Annotated in this window: 18 protein-coding genes and 1 pseudogene; 7 read left to right on the top strand and 12 right to left on the bottom strand. The window is 65.6% G+C overall.

What is annotated here, in order from left to right; genetic code table 11:
- From AP428_RS37660 to AP428_RS10220, 6 genes and pseudogenes are all read right to left on the bottom strand, one after another.
- Nucleotides 1-851, bottom strand: a pseudogene (locus AP428_RS37660) (hypothetical protein); the annotation flags it as partial.
- A 290-nt stretch (nt 852-1,141) separates the two neighbouring features.
- Nucleotides 1,142-2,152 (bottom strand): HoxN/HupN/NixA family nickel/cobalt transporter, encoded by a 1,011-nt coding sequence (locus AP428_RS10235; protein WP_041489241.1) that lies wholly within the window; start codon nt 2,150-2,152, stop codon nt 1,142-1,144.
- A 166-nt stretch (nt 2,153-2,318) separates the two neighbouring features.
- Nucleotides 2,319-4,430, bottom strand: a complete 2,112-nt coding sequence (fusA, locus tag AP428_RS10230; protein WP_011694370.1) for an elongation factor G — start codon at nt 4,428-4,430, stop codon at nt 2,319-2,321.
- 240 nt (nt 4,431-4,670) lie between these two features.
- On the bottom strand, nt 4,671-5,171 hold the full coding sequence (locus tag AP428_RS10225) for a DUF192 domain-containing protein (protein ID WP_011546024.1): 501 nt from the start codon (nt 5,169-5,171) through the stop codon (nt 4,671-4,673).
- Between the two features lie 160 nt (nt 5,172-5,331).
- Complete coding sequence (locus AP428_RS34940; RefSeq protein WP_011352970.1) at nt 5,332-5,547, bottom strand: hypothetical protein; 216 nt, start codon at nt 5,545-5,547, stop codon at nt 5,332-5,334.
- 281 nt (nt 5,548-5,828) lie between these two features.
- Nucleotides 5,829-6,407: a pseudouridine synthase gene (locus AP428_RS10220; protein WP_011546023.1), complete on the bottom strand. Its 579-nt coding sequence runs from the start codon at nt 6,405-6,407 to the stop codon at nt 5,829-5,831.
- A 278-nt stretch (nt 6,408-6,685) separates the two neighbouring features.
- On the opposite strand from AP428_RS10220, the gene icd reads away from it, so the two are divergent.
- Together icd and AP428_RS10205 are read left to right on the top strand one after the other, a co-directional pair.
- The gene (gene icd, locus AP428_RS10210; protein ID WP_006478026.1) at nt 6,686-7,942 is read left to right on the top strand and encodes an NADP-dependent isocitrate dehydrogenase; all 1,257 of its coding nucleotides are present in this window, start codon (nt 6,686-6,688) and stop codon (nt 7,940-7,942) included.
- Between the two features lie 280 nt (nt 7,943-8,222).
- Nucleotides 8,223-10,451: an NADP-dependent isocitrate dehydrogenase gene (locus tag AP428_RS10205; RefSeq protein WP_011546022.1), complete on the top strand. Its 2,229-nt coding sequence runs from the start codon at nt 8,223-8,225 to the stop codon at nt 10,449-10,451.
- Nucleotides 10,452-10,574: 123 nt separating this feature from the next.
- On the opposite strand, the gene AP428_RS10200 is transcribed toward AP428_RS10205, so the two are convergent.
- Complete coding sequence (locus tag AP428_RS10200) at nt 10,575-10,799, bottom strand: hypothetical protein (RefSeq protein WP_006478028.1); 225 nt, start codon at nt 10,797-10,799, stop codon at nt 10,575-10,577.
- Between the two features lie 577 nt (nt 10,800-11,376).
- On the opposite strand from AP428_RS10200, the gene AP428_RS10195 reads away from it, so the two are divergent.
- A complete protein-coding gene (locus AP428_RS10195) occupies nt 11,377-12,984 on the top strand; it encodes a multicopper oxidase family protein (protein ID WP_011546020.1) in 1,608 nt (535 codons plus the stop codon).
- Nucleotides 12,985-13,165: 181 nt separating this feature from the next.
- Here AP428_RS10195 and AP428_RS10190 read toward each other — a convergent pair whose 3' ends face one another.
- Nucleotides 13,166-13,369, bottom strand: coding sequence for a cold-shock protein (locus tag AP428_RS10190; protein WP_006478030.1), 204 nt, complete (start codon nt 13,367-13,369; stop codon nt 13,166-13,168).
- 544 nt (nt 13,370-13,913) lie between these two features.
- Between AP428_RS10190 and clpS the strand changes: the two genes are divergently transcribed.
- From clpS to AP428_RS10170, 4 genes are all read left to right on the top strand, one after another.
- Nucleotides 13,914-14,228 (top strand): ATP-dependent Clp protease adapter ClpS, encoded by a 315-nt coding sequence (gene clpS / locus AP428_RS10185; protein ID WP_006398529.1) that lies wholly within the window; start codon nt 13,914-13,916, stop codon nt 14,226-14,228.
- Entirely contained in the window at nt 14,225-16,525 is a 2,301-nt protein-coding gene (clpA, locus tag AP428_RS10180) for an ATP-dependent Clp protease ATP-binding subunit ClpA (protein ID WP_011694369.1), read from the top strand. The genes clpS and clpA overlap by 4 nt, the downstream gene beginning before the upstream one ends.
- A 103-nt stretch (nt 16,526-16,628) precedes the next feature.
- Nucleotides 16,629-18,008: an amino acid permease gene (locus AP428_RS10175; RefSeq protein ID WP_041489239.1), complete on the top strand. Its 1,380-nt coding sequence runs from the start codon at nt 16,629-16,631 to the stop codon at nt 18,006-18,008.
- A 136-nt stretch (nt 18,009-18,144) separates the two neighbouring features.
- Nucleotides 18,145-18,915, top strand: coding sequence for a membrane protein (locus AP428_RS10170; RefSeq protein ID WP_011546017.1), 771 nt, complete (start codon nt 18,145-18,147; stop codon nt 18,913-18,915).
- A gap of 58 nt (nt 18,916-18,973) precedes the next feature.
- Here AP428_RS10170 and dut read toward each other — a convergent pair whose 3' ends face one another.
- The 4 genes from dut to ileS form a co-directional block, all read right to left on the bottom strand.
- Nucleotides 18,974-19,420, bottom strand: coding sequence for a dUTP diphosphatase (gene dut / locus AP428_RS10165; RefSeq protein WP_011546016.1), 447 nt, complete (start codon nt 19,418-19,420; stop codon nt 18,974-18,976).
- A 53-nt stretch (nt 19,421-19,473) separates the two neighbouring features.
- Nucleotides 19,474-20,685, bottom strand: a complete 1,212-nt coding sequence (coaBC, locus tag AP428_RS10160) for a bifunctional phosphopantothenoylcysteine decarboxylase/phosphopantothenate--cysteine ligase CoaBC (RefSeq protein WP_011694367.1) — start codon at nt 20,683-20,685, stop codon at nt 19,474-19,476.
- Between the two features lie 68 nt (nt 20,686-20,753).
- Nucleotides 20,754-21,254: a signal peptidase II gene (lspA, locus tag AP428_RS10155; RefSeq protein WP_006478035.1), complete on the bottom strand. Its 501-nt coding sequence runs from the start codon at nt 21,252-21,254 to the stop codon at nt 20,754-20,756.
- 2 nt (nt 21,255-21,256) lie between these two features.
- Nucleotides 21,257-24,094: an isoleucine--tRNA ligase gene (gene ileS, locus AP428_RS10150; RefSeq protein ID WP_011546014.1), complete on the bottom strand. Its 2,838-nt coding sequence runs from the start codon at nt 24,092-24,094 to the stop codon at nt 21,257-21,259.
- Nucleotides 24,095-24,126 lie beyond the last annotated feature (32 nt).

Raw genomic sequence — 24,126 nt, 5'->3', positions numbered from 1 at the left:
CACCGTTGCCATGGCCGCCGCCATTGCCGTGGCCACCGCCGCCGTCACCATGGCCGCCGCCGTTGCCGTGACCACCACCGCCGTCACCATGGCCGCCGCCATTGCCGTGACCACCGCCGTCACCGTCGCCACCGCCACCGTGGCCACCGCCACCCGAAGTGCCGCCACCTGAAGTACCGCCACCCGAAGTGCCGCCACCTGAAGTACCGCCCCCGGAAGTACCGCCACCGGAAGTACCGCCACCGGAACGTACCGCCCCCGGAAGTACCGCCACCGGAAGTACCGCCGCCCGAAGTACCGCCACCCGAAGTACCGCCACCCGAGGTGCCTCCACCCGAAGTGCCTCCACCTGAAGTACCACCACCTGAAGTACCACCACCCGAAGTGCCGCTACCCGAGGTGCCGCCACCTGAGCCACCGTTGCCGGACGCATTGCCTCCCCGACCCGTGCCGCTCGTACTGCCTGAGGTACCGCCTGTCGTTCCGCCGACGCCTGCAGGTCCGACGGCGCCGTTCCCGTTGTTTCCGCCGCTACCGTTCCCGTTCCCACCACCGTTTCCACTGCCGTTGCCGTTGCCGCTGCCACTGCCACCCGCACCGGCACCGCCATTACCGACGCCCCGGCCGGCATAAACGTGCACCGCGCATGCAGCCGGATTGGCGGCGCACGGCGATGCGTTCTCGACCAGCGTCATGATGGTGTCCGCGCTGGCATTTGCGTCGGACGCGGAGTCAGGTGTGGTGTTCTGTGCGACGGCATACGAGCAGCAGCACGCCAAAGCGGCCGCGGCCAGCAAGGTTGCACGAGGGCGCCGTCCCGCCGTGCGGAACGGTTGTTTCGTCTTATGCATCATGGCCTCCCCATGCGCGCGATGCCTCGTTGCCGCGCGACTATTCACGTGTGGTGCAGGGGGGCTTAAAAGATTCGTTGTCCTATCGTCAGCCGATGGCCTCCGGGCCAGCGCTTGACGCTGGCCGCGAACGCGGATCGGCACGCGGGCCCGCCGTGCGCATCCCACTCTGCGAGATTCGTGCCATCGGCCGCGCGGGCCCGTGGCGCAAGGCGGGCGCAGTCGCGTGACCACGCATGCAACGTCGTCGGGAAGGGTTTTGTTTCCGGAATGAAACGTCGGGGCGTCGTTCAGCGCGCCGGCGCGTCGGCCGCGCGTTGCCAGCGGTGGAACAGGATCGACGCGATCCAGCAGACGAGGAACAGCGCGACGATGCCATAGCCGATCGAGCCGAAGCGGTCGCCGAGCGCATCGAGCGTGTCGCGCACGGGGCCCGTCAGCGACAGCTTGTCGGCCAGCAGGCCGGCCGCTTCGATCCCGCCGATCGCCAGCGCGACGGCCGCCGACACGAATGTGATGCTCGCGTTGTAGAGCAGCTTGCGCTGCGGATCGTCCATCGCCCAGCCGTACGCGTGAATCATCAGCACGTTGTCGGTCGAGTCGATCAGCGTCATGCCGGCGGTGAAAAGCGCGGGAAACAGCATGACCGTATAGATCGGCAGCCCCTGGCTCGCCTGCGCGGCGGCAATCGCGAGCAGGCCGATTTCGGTTGCAGTATCGAAACCGAGCCCGAACAGCACGCCGACCGGATACATGTGCCAGCTCTTCGACACGAACCGGAACAACGGCCGTAGCAACCGCGAGACGAGGCCGGCGGGACGATGATCGTGCGCGCCGTCGTGCGTGTGCCCGGACGCGCCGCGATAGCGTCGCCACACGTCGCGCAGGATCATCAGGTTCACGCACGCGAGCACCAGCAGGAAAGTGGCCGACACCGCCGTGCCGATCGTGCCGCCGATGTCGCGGAACGCATCGAACCGGTCGCGCAACGCGAACGCGGTCAGCGCGATGCCGAGCGTCGCGGCGATCACGATCGTCGAATGGCCGAGCGAGAAAAACAGGCCGACGCTCACCGGACGCTGGCCGTCTTGCATCAGCTTGCGCGTCGCGACGTCGATCGCGGCGATGTGATCCGCGTCGACCGCATGACGCAGCCCGAGCCCGTACGCGATTGCCGCGGTGCCGAACAGCAGCGGATGATCGTGCAGCACGGCGAGCGCCCACAGCCAGACGGCGACGTTCGCGGCGATCAGGCCGGCATAGAGGGTCAGCAGGCGGCGCAGGGCAGGGGTGGGCGGCATCGGGCGGGTTCCATCTGACGAATCGCCATCCATTGTGGCACGCTAAAAAAAGCTCGGCGCGCCGATCAAAAAGCCACGAACGCGATGCGCGCCGAAAGAAAAAAGCCCGTCCGGAACGAACCGGACGGGCTTTGCGCGCATGCGCCAGCGCGCGAGCGAGCGGTGCTTATTTCACTTTCGCGTTGATCACGGCTTCCGACACGTTCGCCGGCGTTTCCGCGTAATGCTTGAACTCCATCGTGTACGTCGCACGACCTTGCGTGGCCGAGCGCAGCGACGTCGAATAGCCGAACATCTCCGCGAGCGGCACCTCGGCACGTACCAGCTTGCCGCCACCGCCCGCGATGTCCTCCATCCCCTGCACGATGCCGCGCCGGCTCGACAGGTCGCCCATCACGTTGCCCATGAAGTCCTCGGGCGTCTCGACCTCGACGGCCATCATCGGCTCGAGCAGCACCGGCTTCGCCTTTCGCATCGCTTCCTTGAACGCCATCGAGCCGGCCATCCGGAACGCGTTTTCGTTCGAGTCGACGTCGTGGTACGAACCGAACGTCAGATGCACCTTCACGTCGACGACCGGGTAGCCCGCGAGCACGCCGCTCTTCAGCGTCTCGGTGATGCCCTTGTCGACGGCCGGGATGAACTCGCGCGGAATCACGCCGCCCTTGATCTCGTCGAGGAACTCGTAGCCCTTGCCGGGGTTCGGCTCCAGCGTGATCACCGCATGACCGTACTGGCCGCGCCCGCCCGACTGCTTGACGAACTTGCCCTCGACGTCGGCCGCCGTCGTGCGCACCGTTTCGCGATACGCGACCTGCGGCTTGCCGACCGTCGCCTCGACGCCGAACTCGCGCTTCATCCGGTCGACCAGGATTTCGAGGTGGAGCTCGCCCATCCCCGAAATGATGGTCTGGCCGGACTCTTCGTCGGTCTGCACGCGGAACGACGGATCTTCCTGCGCGAGACGGTTCAGCGCGAGGCCCATCTTTTCCTGGTCGGCCTTCGTCTTCGGCTCGACGGCCTGCGAGATCACCGGTTCCGGGAATTCCATCTTCTCGAGGATGATCGGCTTCTGCGGATCGCACAGCGTGTCGCCCGTCGTCGCTTCCTTCAGGCCGACGGCCGCCGCGATGTCGCCCGCGCGCACTTCCTTGATTTCCTTGCGCTCGTTCGCGTGCATCTGCAGGATCCGGCCGAGCCGCTCCTTCTTGTCCTTCGTCGCGTTGAGCACGGTATCGCCCGACTCGACGACGCCCGAATACACGCGGAAGAAGATCAGCTGGCCGACGAACGGGTCGGTCATGATCTTGAATGCGAGCGACGAGAACGGCTCGTCATCGCTCGGATGACGTTCCGCCGGCTTTTCCGGATCGGCGAAGTCGTGGCCGAGGATCGCGGGCACGTCGACCGGCGACGGCAGGTAGTCGATCACCGCGTCGAGCATCGCCTGCACGCCCTTGTTCTTGAACGCGCTGCCGCACAGCATCGGCACGATCTCGTTCGCGATCGTGCGCTGGCGCAGCGCGGCCTTGATCTCGTCCTCGGTCAGCGATTCATGGTCGTGCAGATACTTCTCGAGCAGTTCCTCGCTCGCTTCGGCGGCGGCCTCGACCATCTTCTCGCGCCATTCGTGCGCGAGCTCGACGAGGTTCGCGGGGATGTCCTCGTACGTGAACTTCACGCCCTGGCTTTCGTCGTCCCACACGATCGCCTTCATCTTCACCAGATCGACGACGCCCTGGAAATGGTCTTCGGCGCCAATCGGAATCTGGATCGGCACGGCGACGCCCTTCAGGCGCTCGCCGATCTGCTTCTGCACGCGGAAGAAGTCGGCGCCGATCCGGTCCATCTTGTTGACGAACGCGATGCGCGGCACCTTGTACTTGTTGGCCTGGCGCCACACGGTTTCCGATTGCGGCTGCACGCCGCCGACCGAGTCGTAGACCATGCACGCGCCATCGAGCACGCGCATCGAGCGCTCGACTTCGATCGTGAAGTCGACGTGCCCGGGCGTGTCGATGATGTTGATCCGGTGCTCCGGATAGTTGCCGGCCATGCCCTTCCAGAAGGCCGTGGTCGCCGCCGACGTGATCGTGATGCCGCGTTCCTGCTCCTGCTCCATCCAGTCCATCGTGGCCGCGCCGTCGTGCACTTCACCGATCTTGTGGCTCACACCGGTGTAAAACAGGATGCGCTCGGTCGTCGTGGTCTTGCCGGCATCGATGTGAGCGCTGATCCCGATATTTCGATAGCGCTCGATGGGGGTTTTGCGGGGCACGTGAACCTCCTGGTGGTTCGGATCGTAAGCGGGCCGGCTGATTGGATGCCGGCCCGGGCTGGAACTAGCGAGATTTAAAGGATAGCGCTTGTCCGTGGCTTTTGCAGATGCGGGCAGCGGGTGCCGAATCAAGGCGGGCGCCGCGGGCGGACGAAAAAAAACCGGCGCCCGACAGGAAATGACGGGCGGCCGGCTGTTCGGTCGGGGCGCGGCGCGATGCCGCCGCGCGGACCGTTGCGGTTACTGAGCCCGCGGCAGGCCGTCGAGCTTCATGCCGGGCTTGATGCCCTTCGCGGCGAACCAGCCCTTGCTCATTTCGAGCGCATAGACGCCGTTGTTGCGCGGGCAGTGGTTGTCGGTCGTCTCGGCCTTCATCTCGTCGATGTCGGTGATCGTGCCATCCGCGCGGATGAACGCGATCGACAGCGGAATCAGCGTGTTCTTCATCCAGAAGCAGTGCACGGCGTTCTCGTTGAAGACGAACAGCATGCCTTCGTTCGGCGCGAGCTGCGAACGGTACATCAGCCCCTGTTCGCGGTCGGCGTCGTTCGCGGCGACGGCCGCGTCGATCACGTACATGCCGGCGCGCAGCTTCACGCGCGGGAACTCGCTCGGCTGCTTGGCGCCGGGCGGCACTTGCGCGCTGGCGGCCTGCATGCCGAGTGCGAAGACGGCGAGCGCGGCGGGAAACACGGCGGCGCGCGCAAGGCGGCCGAGCGACGGGCGCAGGGAGAATGACACAGCATGGCTCCTGTCTGGAAAACGAGACCCGCATGGTACGCGATGCGCGCCGGCGGGCACAAAAAAGAAAAAGGCAGATCGCCTTGCGGTGATCTGCCTTTCAACGCCGTAAGAACGGCAAGACTGCGTGTTCTTGACTGCGTTATTACAGCCAGCTTACTTAGTTCGAAGCAGCTGCCGGTGCTGCTGCGTCGCTTGCTGCAGCCTTCTTCGATGCCTTGTGGTGCTTCTTGGCAGCGTGGTGCTTCTTGGCAGCGTGCTTAGCCGGTGCCGAAGCAGCTTCTGCTGCTGCCGGAGCAGCTTCCGGAGCCGAAGCTTGTGCGAAAGCAGCCGTTGCGAAGAGGCCAGCGACCAGAGCGGCGATCAGTTTGTTCATGTTGTGTTCCTCAGCTTTAGTTAATTAACCAAATGACCCGGCAATAGGAGTCATGTCGTCTAACGGTGCCATCCACCTTTCGGTTGACAGACGCTTCGAGAAATTTCTCTTTGCGCTGCGGGCGCCGAATCGTATTCGAATAAAACGTCGCTTTCGTGACGCAAACACGGGTTCGGCTGCCAATGCCGGATAGCTAAGGTTGGCATCTGCGTGGTTTAACGCACGATCTCCGCAGGCGGTTGACGAAAAAGATGACGAAAAATGCGCGCGTCCCGGCTTCGTCATCCGACGGGCGCGAAACCGTCCCACGGCGCGCGCGGCGGCAGCGCGATCGTTTCGCCCGGTGCAATGCCGAGCGCGAATATGTCCAGCGCGCCGATGCCGACGCGCACCAGGCGCAACGTGGGGAAGCCGACGGCCGCCGTCATCCGGCGCACCTGCCGGTTCTTGCCCTCGGTGATCGCGAGCTCGATCCACGTGGTCGGGATCGCGGCGCGGTAGCGGATCGGCGGATTGCGCGGCCACAGCGTGTCGGGCGGCTCGATGAATTCGGCGCGGCACGGGCGCGTCACGTAGTCGCCGAGGTCGACGCCGCGGGCGAGCGCCTTCAGGTCGGCCGGCCCCGGCGCGCCGTCGACCTGCGCCCAGTAGCGCTTCACCAGCTTGTGGCGCGGCTCCGCGATGCGGGCCTGCAGCCCGCCGTCGTCGGTGAGCAGCAGCAGCCCCTCGCTGTCCGCGTCGAGCCGGCCGGCCGCATAGACACCGGGCGTTTTGACCCAGTCGCCGAGCGACGGCCGCGTCTCGTGCGCGGAAAACTGGCAAATCGTGCCGAACGGCTTGTTGAGGGCGATCAGGTTCATGGCGGGGCGTCTGCCCGGCGCCCCGCGCGGAGCGGGGGGCGGGCGGTCTATGGCAAATGGCGGAATCTTAATGCATAATACGGAACGGCAAGTCCTCTGTCTTATATAAGACATAAGTGAGGTCTTGATACGCAGTGCCGCGGTTCACGCCGAAGTGCCCGGTTGGGGCGCTAGAATAGCGGCTCGCTGTTGTCGTCACGGGGTGGCCATGCCGCGCCCCCGCCGCGCGCGCAGCTTCGACCAGCATCACCTGCTCAGCCACGTCACTGGAGTCGATCATGCCGTATCAGCACATCAAGGTTCCGGAGGGCGGTGACAAGATCACCGTCAACAAGGACTTCTCGCTCAACGTTTCCGATCAGCCGATCATTCCCTATATCGAAGGCGACGGTACGGGCTTCGATATCACGCCGGTCATGATCAAGGTCGTCGATGCGGCGGTCGCGCATGCGTACAAGGGCAAGCGCAAGATCCACTGGATGGAGATCTTCGCGGGCGAGAAGGCGACCAAGGTGTACGGTCCGGACGTGTGGCTGCCGGACGAAACGCTGCAGGTCCTGAAGGAATACGTGGTGTCGATCAAGGGGCCGCTCACGACCCCGGTCGGCGGCGGCATCCGTTCGCTGAACGTCGCGCTGCGCCAGGAGCTCGATCTGTACGTGTGCCTGCGCCCGGTCCAGTACTTCAAGGGCGTGCCGTCGCCGGTGCGTGAGCCGCAGAAGATCGACATGGTGATCTTCCGCGAGAACTCGGAAGACATCTACGCGGGCATCGAATGGGCCGCGGGCTCCGAGCAGGCGAAGAAGGTGATCAAGTTCCTGCAGGACGAGATGGGCGTGAAGAAAATCCGCTTCCCGGAAACTTCCGGGATCGGCGTCAAGCCCGTGTCGACCGAAGGCACCGAGCGTCTCGTGCGCAAGGCGATCCAGTACGCGATCGACAACGATCGCAAGTCGGTCACGCTGGTGCACAAGGGCAACATCATGAAGTTCACGGAAGGCCTGTTCCGTGACGCCGGCTACGCGCTCGCGCAGAAGGAATTCGGCGGCGAGTTGATCGACGGCGGCCCGTGGATGCGCGTGAAGAACCCGAAGACGGGCAACGAGATCGTGATCAAGGATTCGATCGCCGATGCCTTCCTGCAGCAGATCCTGCTGCGCCCGGCCGAATACGACGTGATCGCGACGCTGAACCTGAACGGCGACTACATCTCCGACGCGCTGGCCGCGCAGGTCGGCGGCATCGGGATCGCGCCTGGCGCGAACCTGTCGGATTCGGTCGCGATGTTCGAGGCGACGCACGGCACGGCGCCGAAGTACGCGGGCAAGGATTACGTGAACCCCGGTTCCGAGATCCTGTCGGCGGAAATGATGCTGCGCCACCTCGGCTGGACGGAAGCAGCCGACACGATCATCGCCGCGATGGAGAAGTCGATTCTGCAGAAGCGCGTCACGTACGACTTCGCGCGCCTGATGGAAGGCGCGACGCAGGTGTCGTGCTCCGGCTTCGGCGAAGTGCTGATCGAGAACATGTAAGACCCCTTCCGGGGTGGGCCGGCACGGTGCCGGCCGCCCCGGCGCTGACTGCCGGCGCCGGAGCGTTTCGTGGATGGCAGGTTTGTTGGCAGGGTGGCCCGGCTTGCGGGCCGCGGCGCCGCGAAGCGGCCCGCATGCCCTGCAAGGTAGACCATGACGGCCCTCGCAACACCACCGCCCGGCTGAGCCGGCGCCCCTTTCGCGATCGACCCGGTCGCTCCCCGCCGGTTACCGCCGGCGCTCCTCAGTCCCTCAATCACGTAGCAATGCTTTGACCACCATGTCCACTTCGCCCAAGATCATCTACACCCTCACCGACGAAGCGCCGGCGCTCGCGACCTACTCGCTGCTGCCGATCGTCAAGGCCTTCACGCGTTCGTCCGGCGTCGCCGTCGAAACGCGCGACATCTCGCTCGCCGGCCGCATCATCGCGGCATTCGCAGACGTCCTGCCGTCGGAGCAGAAGGGTTCCGACGATCTGGCCGAGCTGGGCCAGCTCACGCTGAAGCCGGAAGCGAACATCATCAAGCTGCCGAACATCAGCGCATCGGTGCCGCAGCTGAAGGCCGCGATCGCCGAACTGCAGGCGCAGGGCTACGCGCTGCCGGCCTATCCGGAAGATCCGTCGACGGACGAAGAAAAGGCCGTCAAGGCGCGTTACGACAAGATCAAGGGCAGCGCGGTGAACCCGGTGCTGCGCGAAGGCAACTCCGACCGCCGCGCGCCGCTGTCGGTCAAGAACTACGCACGCAAGCATCCGCACAAGATGGGCGCGTGGAAGGCCACGTCGAAGGCGCACGTCGCGCACATGACCGAAGGTGACTTCTACGGCAGCGAGAAGTCGGCGCTGATCGCCGATGCCGGCAGCGTGAAGATCGAACTCACGACGACCGACGGCGCGAAGAAGGTGCTGAAGGAAAAGACGGCCGTGAAGGCCGGTGAAGTGATCGACGCATCGGTGATGAGCCGCAATGCGCTGCGCAGCTTCATCGAAGCGCAGATCGCCGACGCGAAGGCGCAGGACGTGCTGTTCTCGGTGCACCTGAAGGCGACCATGATGAAGGTCTCGGACCCGATCCTGTTCGGTCACTTCGTGTCGGTGTTCTACCGCGACGCGCTCGCGAAGCACGCGGACGTGCTGGCGAAGGCCGGCTTCAACCCGAACAACGGGATCGGCGACCTGTACGCGCGCCTGAAGGACCTGCCGGCCGACACGCGCGAAGCGATCGAAGCCGACGTCAAGGCCGAGTACGCGGTGCGTCCGCGCCTCGCGATGGTCAACTCGGACAAGGGCATCACGAACCTGCACGTGCCGAGCGACGTGATCGTCGACGCATCGATGCCGGCGATGATCCGCGATTCGGGCGGCATGTGGGGCCCGGACGGTCAGCTGTACGACGCGAAGGCCGTGATTCCGGACCGCTGCTACGCGGGCGTCTACCAGGCCGTGATCGAGGACTGCAAGCAGCACGGCGCGTTCGATCCGGTCACGATGGGCAGCGTGCCGAACGTCGGCCTGATGGCGCAGGCGGCCGAGGAATACGGTTCGCACGACAAGACGTTCCAGATCCCGGCGGACGGCGTCGTGCGCGTCATCGACGAAGCCGGCAACGTGCTGCTCGAGCACGCGGTCGAGTCGGGCGACATCTGGCGCATGTGCCAGACGAAGGACGCACCGGTGCAGGACTGGGTCAAGCTCGCGGTCAACCGTGCCCGCGCGACCGGCGCTCCGGCCGTGTTCTGGCTCGATCCGGCGCGCGCGCACGATGCGCAGATCATCGCGAAGGTCGAACGCTACCTGAAGGATCACGACACGAACGGCCTCGACATCCGGATCATGACGCCGGTCGACGCCACGCGTTTCTCGCTCGAGCGCATCCGCGCGGGCAAGGACACGATTTCGGTCACCGGCAACGTGCTGCGCGACTACCTGACCGACCTGTTCCCGATCATGGAACTCGGCACCAGCGCGAAGATGCTGTCGATCGTGCCGCTGATGGCCGGCGGCGGGATGTTCGAAACGGGTGCGGGCGGTTCCGCGCCGAAGCACGTGCAGCAGTTCGTCGAGGAAGGCTTCCTGCGCTGGGATTCGCTCGGCGAATTCCTCGCGCTGGCCGCGTCGCTCGAACACCTCGGCAACGCTTATCAAAACCCGAAGGCGCTCGTGCTCGCGAAGACGCTCGACCAGGCGACCGGCAAGTTCCTGGACGAGAACAAGTCGCCGGCGCGCAAGGTGGGTGGTCTCGACAACCGCGGCAGCCACTTCTACCTGTGCCTGTACTGGGCGCAGGCGCTGGCCGAGCAGACCGAGGACGCCGCGCTGAAGGCGCAGTTCGAAGGCGTGGCGAAGACGCTGTCCGACAACGAAGCGCGCATCCTGGAAGAACTGGCGGCCGCGCAAGGCAAGCCGCAGGCGATCGGCGGCTACTACCGTCCGAACGTCGAGCTGACGAGCCAGGCCATGCGCCCGAGCGCGACGCTGAACGGCATCGTCGACGCGCTCGCCTGACGCCGGCCGCGCCAGCGCGCGAGCCCGTGCATGTGCCGGCGCGGCGGGTTGAACCGTTCGCCGCCCGGCACACAAGAAAAACGCCCCGGTCGCCCGGGGCGTTTGTCGTTGCAGGCTTGCCATTCAGACGTGAACGATTTCCCATTCGGCGATTTCGTCCGGCACTTCGAGCGTGGCCGTGTCCAGTTCGGACGGTTGCGCGCAGTCGCCGCGGGAGATGCGGTCGGCCGCGACTTCCGGGCACGAGAACGCGCCGAGCGAGGCGTTGCCGAACGTCGCTTCCCAGCCGCCGTTTGCCGGCAGGATGTAGAACGACCCGAGCGCTGAACCAAAGCGAAATCCCTTCATTTCCGTTCTCCCTTTCTGATCACGAGCGATTCTGTTGTGCCGCCTGCCGGCTCGGCCGGCTGTGGCCCGACTGGCTGCTTGCGCCGGGTTCCGTGTCGAACGTCGTGGCGAAGCGTCAGTGCATGGAACAAAGTCTACGTCCGCGCCCCGCTCGGATGGTGCAGGTAGAACGTCTTCTCGAAACAAAAATTCTTTTTTAAAAACAATAATTTATTTGCGTCGTTTTGTATTGCGGAAAGTTTTTCGGCATCGCGAAACGGCGAATTTGTGCCGTGCACCACGAATTTTTATAACGCAGTGACTTGTTCCGCATCGTGAAAAATTGGCGGGTTTGCGGACCATCGGGGCCGCGAGCGCGTATGCCAGGGCGGGGCGGAAGGTGGAAATCTCGTTTGCTGGCCGGCGCAAAGGGCCGGCAGGTGAGTAACGATGGTTGCCGAGACGCCGCCCGGCGACGCTTGCCGCGGCGTATCGCCGCCCGCGGGGGCGGCGGCGTTTTTCGATCCGGCCCTGCGGTTATGATGACGCGACCGTCGCGGCTGTCGCGCGGCGCTGCATGAACAACGAGGATCGATTGATGAGACGGAGAACCTTCCTGTCGCGCGCCATCGGCGTCGCGGCCGCGTCGCTGTTCGCGCGCACCGCGTCGGCGCAGCATGCCGGTCACGCGGGCATGGCCGGCATGGATTCGATGGACGACATGCCGGGCATGTCGGGTATGTCAGGGATGTCGGCGCACGCGCAGCACGGCCAGCCCGCGCCGGCCGCGCTCGCGGCCGCCGACGCGCTGCCGGCCGGCGCGCCGCTCGCGACGTTGCGCACGCTCGCCAACGAAAGCCGTGAGCCCGGCACGTTCCGGGCCACGCTGGTCGCTCAACCGGTGGCGCGACCGCTGCTGCGCGGCGCGCGGCCGACGACGTTCTGGCAGTTCGGTACCGGTACGCAAGGCCCCGTGGTCGGCCCACTGATCGACGTGCGCGAGGGCGATACGGTCGAGATCCGGTTCGTGAACAAGCTGCCGCAGCCGTCGACGATCCACTGGCACGGCCTGCCCGTGCCGCCGGACCAGGACGGCAATCCGTCCGATCCCGTCGCGCCCGGCGCGTCGCGCGTGTATCGCTTCACGCTGCCGAAGGGCAGCGCCGGGACTTACTGGTACCACCCGCATCCGCACATGATGACCGCCGAGCAGGTGTTCCGCGGGCTGGCCGGCCCGTTCGTCGTGCGCGCCGCGGACGATCCGCTAGCCGGCTGGCCCGAGCGTCACCTGTTCGTGTCGGACCTGAAGCTTGCACGCGACGGCACGATTGCGCCGAACGACATGATGGACTGGATGAACGGCCGGGAAGGTCAATTCGTCCTGGTCAACGGCGCGCGCCGGCCGCGCATCGACGTCGCGAGCGACGAGCGCTGGCGTGTCTGGAATGCATGCAGCGCGCGCTACCTGCGCATCGCGTTCGACGACGGCCGCGTGTTCGAGCACGCAGGCACCGACGGCGGATTGTTCGGCACGGCGCGGCGCGTGACGTCGCTGCTGATCGCGCCGGGCGAGCGCGCGGAGTTGCTGGTGCGCGCCGGCGACCGCGCGTCGCGCGCGGTGCTGCAGGCGGCCGAGTACGACCGCCGCAAGATGGCGATGTCGCACGACGACGGCCACGGCAGCCTGCCGCCCGATCCGGCGCTGGCGCTGGCCGATGTCGCGTTTGCGCCCGCCGAGGCCCGTGTGCTGCCTGCCACGCTGCGCGCGGTGCCGCCGCTCGGCGAACCGGTCGCGCACAAGACGGTCGCGTTCGGCGAGGAAATGGACATGGACGCGATGATGAAGGGCGCGGCGCACGGCCGCCCGGCAGGCATGCGCTTCACGATCAACGGCGACACCTACGCGCCGCACCGCGCGACGCTGACGAGCCGCCGCGGCGACGTCGAGCGCTGGGAGATCCGCAATACGACGGACATGGACCACCCATTCCACCTGCACGGCACGCAGTTCCAGGTGATCGAGCGGGCATCGGCCGGTTCGCGCACGAGCGAGCCGTTCCGCGCGTGGCGCGATACCGTGAACGTGCGCAGCGGTGAAACCGTGTCGCTGCTCGTCACGCAAGACATGCCCGGCGAGCGCATGTTTCATTGCCACATTCTCGAACACGAGGATCTCGGCATGATGGGTACGCTGAAGGTCGTGTAACGAAGCCGCGGATATGTTTCACATGCGGATTCGATATCCGATCTGCATGCGTGACAAGACAATGTGTGTTCAATTATCGGGATTGAACGAAAAGGCCGGCCAATCGATTATCGATTGGCCGGCCACAAAAAAAAGAAACCCGGCGCTGTGCGCCGGGTTTCTTCGTCCGATATCCGATGCCTTATGCGGCTTGGATGTTCGACGCTTGCTTGCCCTTCGGTCCTTGAACGACGTCAAAGCTCACCTTCTGGCCTTCCTTCAGCGTTTTGAAGCCATTCATGGTGATAGCCGAGAAGTGCGCAAACAGATCCTCACCGCCCTCGTCGGGAGTGATGAAACCGAAGCCCTTCGCGTCGTTGAACCACTTAACGATACCAGTTGCCATTTTCCTACTTCCCCTGTCACACAGTCGCTGCTACTTACCACGAGCACGCTCGAAAAGCTAAACGACCAAAATACGGCCGTTCCCCCCTCACAAGCTCACCTCGGCCTCTTTCGTTTCGCCAATCGGCGAATTGAAAAAAGTGCCAGCTTGATTGTTGGCGCTCTTTATTGGAGTGTCAAGTGGAATTTTTAGACGTTTAGAGGGTCGTTGTAAAGAACCCATTTTCAGGGTTTTTCCGGCTTTGCTTTGCAGCATGTGGCCAAGCGCGGGGGCTTGAAAAGCCGCATAATCGGCTCATATACCAGGCTCGAGTGACACGCGTTCGAGTCGTCCCGGCTTGTGGGATACTGGATGCGGACACGACGTTCCGGTGAGCTTCCCCCTGACGGTTCGTGTTCCGCGCCATGCGTGAAAGCCGGCACCGCAGCCGGCTTTCGTATGGCGCGAAGACGATCGCGTGTTCCGGGACACCGGGGAGGGCGCCGGCCGGTCGGTCGGGTAATGGCAGGATTGCGGGCCTGTCCGAGTTGTTTAGAATGGGTGTATGGCGATTATCCCGGACAAGCAGGACAGTACCGTCCTGGAACGCAAGCAGCAGAAGCTCAAGCCGCCTTCGATGTACAAGGTGGTGCTGCTCAACGACGACTTCACGCCGATGGAGTTCGTCGTGATGGTGGTCCAGGAGTATTTCAAGAAGGATCGCGAGACGGCCACGCAGATCATGCTGAAGGTCCATCGCGAAGGGCGAGGGGTTTGTGGGGTCTATACGCGGGACATCGCGTCGACCAAGGTTGAGCAAGTCGTTACCCATGCGCGGCAGGCAGGGCATCCGCTGCAGTGCGTGATGGAGGAAGCATGATTGCCCAGGAATTGGAAGTCAGCCTGCACATGGCGTTCATGGAAGCACGCCAGGCGCGCCATGAGTTCATTACGGTCGAGCACCTGCTGCTGGCCCTGCTGGATAATCCGACGGCAGCCGAGGTGTTGCGCGCGTGTGCGGCCAACATTGAGGACTTGCGTCAGAACCTGCGCAATTTCATCCACGACAACACACCTACCGTCCCGGGTACCGACGACGTCGATACCCAGCCGACGCTCGGTTTCCAGCGTGTGATCCAGCGCGCGATCATGCACGTCCAGTCGACGTCGAACGGCAAGAAGGAAGTCACCGGCGCGAACGTGCTGGTCGCGATCTTCGGCGAGAAGGATTCGCATGCCGTGTACTACCTGCAGCAGCAGGGCGTCACGCGTCTCGACGTGGTGAACTTCATTTCGCACGGCATCGCGAAGACGAACAACGGCGAAGCCGCGAAGTCGACCGATGCGAACGCGGAAAGCGAAGACGCGAACGCGCAGAAGGAAACCCCGCTCGCGCAGTTCACGCAGAACCTCAACCAGATGGCGAAGGACGGCCGCATCGATCCGCTGATCGGTCGCGAGCCCGAGGTCGAGCGCGTCGTGCAGGTGCTGTGCCGTCGCCGCAAGAACAACCCGCTGCTCGTCGGCGAAGCCGGCGTCGGCAAGACCGCGATCGCGGAAGGGCTCGCGTATCGCATCACGCGCGGCGAAGTGCCGGACATCCTCGCGAACGCGCAGGTGTACTCGCTCGACATGGGCGCGCTGCTCGCGGGCACCAAGTATCGCGGCGATTTCGAGCAGCGGCTGAAGACGGTGCTGAAGGAGCTCAAGGAGCGCCCGCACGCGATCCTGTTCATCGACGAAATCCATACGCTGATCGGCGCGGGCGCCGCGTCGGGCGGCACGCTCGATGCGTCGAACCTGCTGAAGCCGGCGTTGTCGTCGGGCACGCTCAAGTGCATCGGCGCGACCACGTTCACCGAGTATCGCGGCATCTTCGAGAAGGATGCGGCGCTGTCGCGGCGCTTCCAGAAGGTGGACGTGACGGAGCCGAGCGTCGAGCAGACGGTCGCGATCCTGCGCGGGCTGAAATCGCGCTTCGAGGAGCATCACGGCGTCAAGTATTCGTCGGGCGCCCTGTCGGCCGCGGCCGAGCTGTCGGCGCGCTTCATCACCGACCGTCACCTGCCGGACAAGGCGATCGACGTGATCGACGAGGCGGGCGCCGCGCAGCGCATCCTGCCGAAGTCGAAGCAGAAGAAGACGATCGGCAAGAGCGAGATCGAGGAAATCATCTCGAAGATCGCGCGCGTGCCGGCGCAAAGCGTGTCGCAGGACGATCGCAGCAAGCTGCAGACGCTCGACCGCGACCTGAAGAGCGTCGTGTTCGGCCAGGACCCGGCGATCGATGCGCTCGCGGCGTCGATCAAGATGGCGCGCGCGGGCCTCGGCAAGATGGACAAGCCGATCGGCGCGTTCCTGTTCTCCGGCCCGACGGGTGTCGGCAAGACCGAAGTGGCGCGCCAGCTCGCGTTCACGCTCGGCATCGAGCTGATCCGCTTCGACATGTCTGAATACATGGAGCGTCACGCGGTGAGCCGGCTGATCGGCGCGCCGCCGGGCTACGTCGGGTTCGACCAGGGCGGCCTCCTGACCGAAGCCGTCACGAAGAAGCCGCATTGCGTGCTGCTGCTCGACGAAATCGAGAAGGCGCATCCGGACATCTTCAACGTGCTGCTGCAGGTGATGGACCACGGCACGCTGACGGACAACAACGGCCGCAAGGCGGATTTCCGCAACGTCATCATCATCATGACGACGAACGCGGGCGCCGAGTCGATGCAGAAGGCGACGATCGGCTTCACGACGCGCCGCGAAACCGGCGACGAGATGACCGACATCAAGCGCCTGTTCACGCCGGAGTTCCGCAACCGTCTGGATTCGATCATCAGCTTCCGCTCGCTCGATGAGGAAATCATCATGCGCGTGGTCGACAAGTTCCTGATCCAGCTCGAGGAACAGCTGCACGAGAAGAAGGTCGACGCGCTCTTCACCGACGCGTTGCGCAAGCATCTCGCGAAGCATGGCTTCGACCCGCTGATGGGCGCGCGGCCGATGCAGCGGCTGATCCAGGACACGATCCGGCGCGCGCTGGCCGACGAACTGCTGTTCGGCAAGCTGCTCAACGGCGGCCACGTGACGGTCGACGTCGACGAAAGCGACAAGGTGCAGTTGTCGTTCGACAAGCTGGCGAATCCGCCGCACAAGCCGAACGAAGAGACGGTCGAAGTCGAGTAAGCGATAATTCGTTGTTCATGCGAACGGCGCGGGAAGTTCTCCGCGCCGTTTCGTTTTATCCGGCGCCGGCGGCGCGATGGTGGTGCAGGGGAGTGGTAACGCAGTGACACAACAACAACGGTCGTTCGACGCTATCGTCGCGCGAGAACAAGGGTTGCGCCACGCGCTGACGTCGGGGCAGATGGCGATGATCGCGATCGGCGGCGCGATCGGCACGGGGCTGTTCCTCGGCAGCGGGTTCGCGATCGGGCTCGCCGGCCCGAGCGTGCTGGTGTCCTATGCGATCGGCGCGCTGATCGCGCTGCTGCTGATGGGCGCGCTCGCGGAAATGACCGTCGCGCATCCGACGGCCGGCTCGTTCGGCGCCTATGCCGAGCATTACGTCGGCCCGCTCGCGGGCTTCCTGGTGCGCTACGCGTACTGGTTCGCGGTCGTGTTCGCGATCGGCACCGAGATCAGCGCGATCGCGGTGTTCATGAAGTACTGGTTCCCGGCCGTGCCCGGCTGGTACTGGGTGATCGGCTTCTCGGCGCTGCTGATCGCGGTGAACCTCGCGAGCGTCACGCTGTACGGGACGGTCGAATACGCGTTCTCACTGCTGAAGATCGCGGCGATCGTCGTGTTCATCGTGCTCGGTGCGTATCTCGTGTGGGCGGCGCCGGTCGCGTCAGGCATCGGTTTCGCGAACTACACCGCGCACGGCGGCTTCATGCCGAAGGGGCCGTGGGGTACGTGGGTCGCGGTGATCGTCGCGATCTTCAGCTACATGAGCATCGAAGCGGTCGCGATCGCGGCCGGCGAGGCGCGCGATCCGCAGCACGCGGTCACGCGCGCATTCCGCTCGACCGTGTTCCGGCTCGTGCTGTTCTACCTGCTGACGCTCGCGCTGATGCTCGCGATCGTGCCATGGACGCAGGCCGGCACCGACGAAAGCCCGTTCGTGAAGGTGATGGCCGCGACGCACGTGCCGTATGCGGCCGGCGTGATCAACTTCGTGCTGTTGATCGCGGCGCTGTCGGCGATGAACAGCCAGCTCTACGTGACGACACGCATGATGTTCAGCCTGTCGCGCGCGCGCCTCGCGCCCGCGGTGTTCGGCCGGCTCGGTGCGAACGGCGTGCCGCGGGCGGCGCTGTGGATCTCGACGAGCGGCGTCGCGGTGGCGGCCGTGCTGGTCGCGCTCGCGCCCGACACCGCGTTCACGGTGATGATGGCGATCGCCATGTTCGGCGCGCTGTTCACGTGGCTGATGATCTTCGTCACGCACCTGCGGTTCCGTGCGCGGTATCGCGGCCCCGCGCTCGCGTTCCGGATGTGGGGGCACCCGTTCGGCAGCCTGCTCGGCGCGGGGCTCGTCGCCGCGATCCTGCTGACGACCGCTTTCACGCGCGAATTCCGGATGACGATGGTGGTCGGCGTCGTATTCGTCGTGCTGCTGACGCTCGCCTACGCGCTGCATTACCGGCACCAGCACGCGCGCTGACCGCGCCGGCGCGAGCACTCGCGCCGTTCGTCACACTCGCTAAGGTTCCGTTAAGCGAGCGGCGCCTACATTCGATCCTGTCTGCATGGCGTGCCGATCCGCACCGGCGCGCCGCTTCCTGCAAAAAGGGGTTCGAATGAACACACTGCCCGAAATCACGCTCGCGTTCTGGATCATGAAGATCTGCGCGACGACGCTCGGCGAAACCGGCGGCGATCTGCTGTCGATGACGCTGAACGTCGGCTACGCGGTGAGCTCGATCCTGCTGTTCGGTTTCTTTCTCGTGACGCTGGGCGCACAGCTCAGGACGACGCGCTATCGCCCGGCGATCTACTGGGCCGTGATCGTCGCGACGAGCACGGCCGGCACGACGATGTCCGACTTCATGGATCGCACGCTCGGCCTCGGCTATGCGGCCGGCGCGTCGATCCTCGTCGCGATCCTGCTGGCGATCTTCGCGGTCTGGCGCTTCAGCGGCGAATCGCTGTCGGTCGACCTGATCCGTACGCGCAAGGTCGAACTGCTGTACTGGATCGCGATCCTGTTCTCGAACACGCTCGGCACCGCGCTCGGCGACTTCCTCGCGGACAGCTCGGGGCTCGGCTTCGGCGGCGGCGCACTGCTGATCGGCGGCCTGCTGGCGGCGATCGTGCTCGCGCACTACTTCACGCGAATCTCCGGCGTGCTGCTGTTCTGGGCCGCGTTCGTGCTCACGCGTCCGTTCGGCGCGACGGTCGGCGACCTGCTGACGAAGCCGGTCGCGAAGGGCGGTCTCGCGCTCGGCACGGTCGGCTCGTCGGCCGTACTGCTCGGCGTGCTGGTCGCGATGGTCGTCTATGCAAGCATCGCGCAGGCGCGGCGCCGCGAACCGGCGCCCGCGCGGATCGCGCAACCGGCCGGCAAGTGACGGTGCGTGAAAAGGAAAGGGGCCACTCAGCGTGGCCCCTTTTTTTATGCCGCGTGGCTCAGTGGCGCCCGGTGCTGCCGAAGCCGCCTTCGCCGCGATCGCTCTCGGTGAATTCGTCGACGATGTTGAACTGTGCCTGCACGACCGGCACGATCACGAGCTGCGCGAGGCGCTCGAACGGGTTCAGCACGAACGCGGTCTGGCCGCGATTCCACGTCGAGACCATCAACTGGCCCTGGTAGTCGGAATCGATCAGGCCGACGAGGTTGCCGAGCACGATCCCGTGCTTGTGGCCGAGGCCCGAGCGCGGCAGGATCAGCGCCGCATAGCCGGGGTCCGCAAGGTGGATCGCGAGGCCCGTCGGCACGAGCGTGGTTTCGCCCGGCTGCAGCGTGACCGGTGCGTCGAGGCACGCGCGCAGATCGAGGCCGGCGCTGCCGGTGGTCGCGTAGGCGGGCAGGTAGTCGCGCATGCGCGCGTCGAGAATCTTCAGGTCGAGTTTCATGCGGTCGTCGAATCGGTCGGGAAGGGCGCGGCGGCTATGGCCGCCGCGCGGGATCAGATCAGGCGGTTGTCGGGCAGGCGCTTCGCGATTTCCGCGACGAGCACGTGCGCGAGTTCGTCCTTCGGGGCGCGCGGCAGGCGCGTGAGGCCGGCGGCCTCGAACAGCACGACTTCGTTGTCGTCGCGGCCGAACGTCAGCGGGCCGAGGTTACCGACGAGCAACGGCACGTTCTTGCGCTTGCGCTTCTCGTCGCCATGCACGTCGAGGTCGCCGCTTTCGGCCGCGAAGCCGACGCAGAATGGCGCATCGGGCAGCGCCGCGACCGACGCGAGGATGTCGGGATTCTCGACGAACGCGAGCGCCGGCATCTTGCGGTCGGCCGTCTTCTTCATCTTGTGCTCGGCCGGCTGGTCGACGCGCCAGTCGGCGACCGCGGCCACTGCGATGAAGATGTCGGCTTCGGCCACTGCATGCATCACCGCGTCGTACATCTGCTGCGCGGTCTGCACGTCCTGGCGGTACACGCCCCACGGCGTGTCGAGCGCGACCGGCCCGGCGACGAGATGCACGTCGGCGCCGGCCTGTTGCGCGGCGCGCGCGAGCGCGAAACCCATCTTGCCGCTGGAGCGGTTCGTCAGGCCGCGTACCGGGTCGAGCGGTTCGAAGGTCGGCCCGGCCGTGATCAGCACGCGGCGGTGCGCGAGCACCTTCGGCGCGAAGTGCGCGACGATCGCTTCATAGATCGCCTCGGGCTCGAGCATGCGGCCGTCGCCGACCTCGCCGCACGCCTGCGCGCCCGAATCCGGGCCGAGCACCGATACGCCGTCCGCGCGCAGTTGCGCGGCGTTGCGTTGCGTGGCCGGGTTCTGCCACATCTGGCGGTTCATCGCGGGCACGACGAGCAGCGGACAGTCGCGTGCGACGCACAGCGTCGACAGCAGGTCGTCGGCGAACCCGTGCGCGAGCTTCGCGAGGAAATCCGTCGACGCGGGCGCGATCACGATCGCGTCGGCTTCGCGCGACAGGTCGATGTGCGCCATGTTGTTGTCGATACGCGCGTCCCACTGGCTCGTATAGACGGGCCGGCCCGACAGCGCCTGCATCGTGACGGGCGTGATGAACTGGGTGGCGGCGTCGGTCATCGCGACCTGCACGGTCGCGCCGGCCTTCACGAGCAGCCGCGTGAGTTCGGCGATCTTGTAGCAGGCGATGCCGCCCGTCAGGCCGAGAACGAGGTGTTTTCCTGCAAGTTCTGCGTGTGCCAACTCAGGCCTCCTGGGGGTCAAACGGAACGGCCGGCGCGAAGCCGGCCGTCGACACGGAGTATGCGCGCTCAGCGCGCGCCGCGCACGCGACGCAGCTCGTCGTAGATCAGCAGCACCGCGCCGACCGTGATCGCGGAATCGGCGAGGTTGAATGCCGGGAAGTGCCACGCGCCGAGGTGGAAATCGAGGAAGTCGATCACGTGACCGTAGACGAGCCGGTCGATCACGTTGCCGAGCGCGCCGCCGAGGATCAGCGCGAGCGACACGCTGAACAGCCGCTGGTGGCCGTGGCGCTTCAGCAGGAAGCAGATCACGAGCGTCGCGCCGACGCCGAGCGCGGTGAACGCCCAGCGCTGCCAGCCGCTCGCGGTCGACAGGAAGCCGAATGCGGCGCCGCGGTTGTACACCAGCACGAGGTTGAAGAACGACGTCAGCGCATGCTGCGCGCCGTACGCGAACGTTTTCAGGATCGCGATCTTCGACAGCTGGTCGAACAGGATCACGATCAGCGAAATACCGAGCCAGGGCGCGAGCGCGCCGCTGGCCGGTTTCGACAGGGTCTTCGCCATATTTAAGCAGCGCTCCGGATTTCGCCGTTTTCAAACAGGTTCGAGAAGCAGCGGCCGCACAGCGTCGGGTGCTCGGCGTGCGCGCCGACATCTTCGCGGTAGTGCCAGCAGCGCTCGCACTTCTGGTACTTCGACGCGGCCACGTCGACGCTTTCCTGCGCTTCGTCGTCGACCTTGACGACCGTCGCGGCCGACGTGATCAGCACGAACTTCAGGTCGTCGCCGAGGCTCGTCAGCGCGTCGTAGCGTGCGCCGCTCGCATGCACGGCCACTTCGGCCTGCAGCGACGAACCGATGCGGTTCGCGGTGCGCGCTTCCTCGAGCGCCTTCGTCACGCTGCCGCGCACGTCGCGCAGCAGCGCCCATTTCTCGATCAGCGCGGCCGAGCCGGCGACTTCCGGATACGCATAGTAGGTTTCCGTGAAGATCGTGTCGCTCGCCGGCTGGAACACCTTCCACGCTTCTTCCGCCGTGAACGACAGGAACGGCGCGAGCACGCGCAGCAGCCCGTGCGTCAGGTGATACAGCGCGGTCTGCGCGGAGCGGCGCGCGCGCGAATCGGCGGCGCTCGTGTACAGGCGATCCTTCAGCACGTCGAGGTAGAAGCCGCCGAGGTCTTCCGAGCAGTACGTCTGCAGCTTCGCGACGACCGGGTGGAATTCGTACTTCTCGTAGTGGCCGAGCAGCTCCGTCTGCAGTTGCTGCGAGAACGCGACCGCATAGCGGTCGATCTCGAGCCACTCGTCGACCGGCACCGCGTGCTGCGCGAAGTCGAAATCCGACAGGTTCGCGAGCAGGAAGCGCAGCGTGTTGCGGATGCGGCGATAGCCTTCCGTCACGCGCTTCAGGATTTCCTCGGAAATCGCGAGCTCGCCCGAGTAGTCGGTCGACGCGATCCACAGGCGGATGATCTCCGCGCCGAGGCGGTTCGCGACTTCATGCGGGTCGATGCCGTTGCCGAGCGACTTGCTCATCTTGCGGCCTTCGCCGTCGACCGTGAAGCCGTGCGTGAGCAGGCCCTTGTACGGCGCGCGGCCGTCGATCATCGATGCGGTGAGCAGCGACGAATGGAACCAGCCGCGATGCTGGTCCGAGCCTTCGAGGTACAGGTCGGCCGGGAACTGCAGCTGATCCTTGTGCGAGCCGCGCAGCACGTGCCAGTGCGTCGTGCCCGAGTCGAACCACACGTCGAGCGTGTCGCGGTTCTTTTCGTACAGGTTCGCGTCGTCGCCGATCAGCTCGCGCGGGTCGAGCGATTGCCATGCCTCGATGCCCGACTGTTCGACGCGCTTCGCGACTTCCTCGAGCAGCTCGAGCGTGCGCGGGTGCAGCTCGCCGGTTTCCTTGTGCACGAAGAACGCCATCGGCACGCCCCACTGGCGCTGGCGCGACAGCGTCCAGTCCGGACGGTTCGCGATCATGCTGAACAGGCGCTGCTTGCCCCACGACGGATAGAACGCGGTCGCGTCGACGCCTTCGAGCGCCGTTTCGCGCAGCGTCTTGCCGCCGTCTTGCGGCGTCACGTCCATGCCGGCGAACCACTGCGACGTCGCGCGGTAGATGATCGGCGTCTTGTGGCGCCAGCAGTGCATGTAGCTGTGCGTGTACTTCTCGCTGCGCAGCAGCGAGCCGGCCGCGTTCAGCGCGTCGACGATCTTCGGGTTCGCATCCCAGATCGACAGTCCGCCGAACAGCGGCAGCGATTCGATATAGCGGCCGTCGCCCATCACCGGGTTGATGAAGTCGGAATCGGTCATCCCGTGCGCCTTGCACGACATGAAGTCTTCAATACCGTACGCGGGCGACGAGTGCACGACGCCGGTACCGGTGTCTGTCGTCACGTAGTCGCCGAGGTAGACGGGCGCGGTGCGCTTGTAGCCGGGGTGGGCCGATGCGAGCGGGTGGTGGAAGCGCAGGTTCGCGAGCTTCACGCCGGGCGCGGTCGCGACGACGCGGCCCGTGAGCTTGAAGTCGGTCATGCAGGCTTCGACGCGTTCTTCCGCGATGATCAGCAGCCCGCGCTCGGTGTCGACCAGCGCGTAGATGATTTCCGGATGGAGGTTCAGCGCCTGGTTGGCGGGGATCGTCCACGGCGTGGTGGTCCAGATCACGATGCCGCCCTCGGCGCGCGGCAGTGCCGGCAGGCCGAACGCGTGCGCGGTCTTTTCCGGCTCCGCGAACGCGAACATCACGTCGATCGTCGGGTCGGTGCGGTCCTTGTACTCGACTTCCGCTTCCGCGAGCGCCGAGCCGCAGTCGAAGCACCAGTTCACCGGCTTCAGCCCGCGGTACACGTAGCCCTTCTCGATGATCTTGCCGAGCGCGCGGATTTCTTCCGCCTCGTTCACGAAGTTCATCGTCTTGTACGGGTTGGCCCAGTCGCCGAGCACGCCGAGGCGCTTGAAGCCGACCTTCTGCTTCTCGATCTGCTCGGTCGCGTACGCGCGCGCCTTGCTCATCACTTCGGCCGCCGGCAGCGACTTGCCGAACTGCTTCTCGATCTGGATCTCGATCGGCATCCCGTGGCAATCCCAGCCCGGCACGTACGGCGCGTCGAAGCCGGCCATGTTGCGCGACTTGACGACGATGTCCTTCAGGATCTTGTTCACCGCGTGGCCGAGGTGGATGTCGCCGTTCGCATACGGCGGGCCGTCGTGCAGGATGAACTTCGGCCGGCCCTGGCTGGCCGCGCGGATCTTCTCGTAGATGCCGCGCGCTTCCCACTCCTTGACCCACTGCGGCTCGCGCTTGGGCAGGTCGCCGCGCATCGGGAACGGCGTGTCGAGCAGGTTGACCGGATACTTGGCCTGCGGTTTCGAATCGGCTTTCTTGTTGCTCATGATGGGATCGCTATCTAAATCGGGGGGACGCT

Origin of the sequence: Burkholderia sp. E168m22, assembly GCF_001319805.1 — a bacterium.
Taxonomy (GTDB): Bacteria; Pseudomonadota; Gammaproteobacteria; order Burkholderiales; family Burkholderiaceae; genus Burkholderia; species Burkholderia orbicola.
Note: the sequence above shows the minus strand (reverse complement) of the source record. Positions and strands in the feature narration are given on the sequence as shown.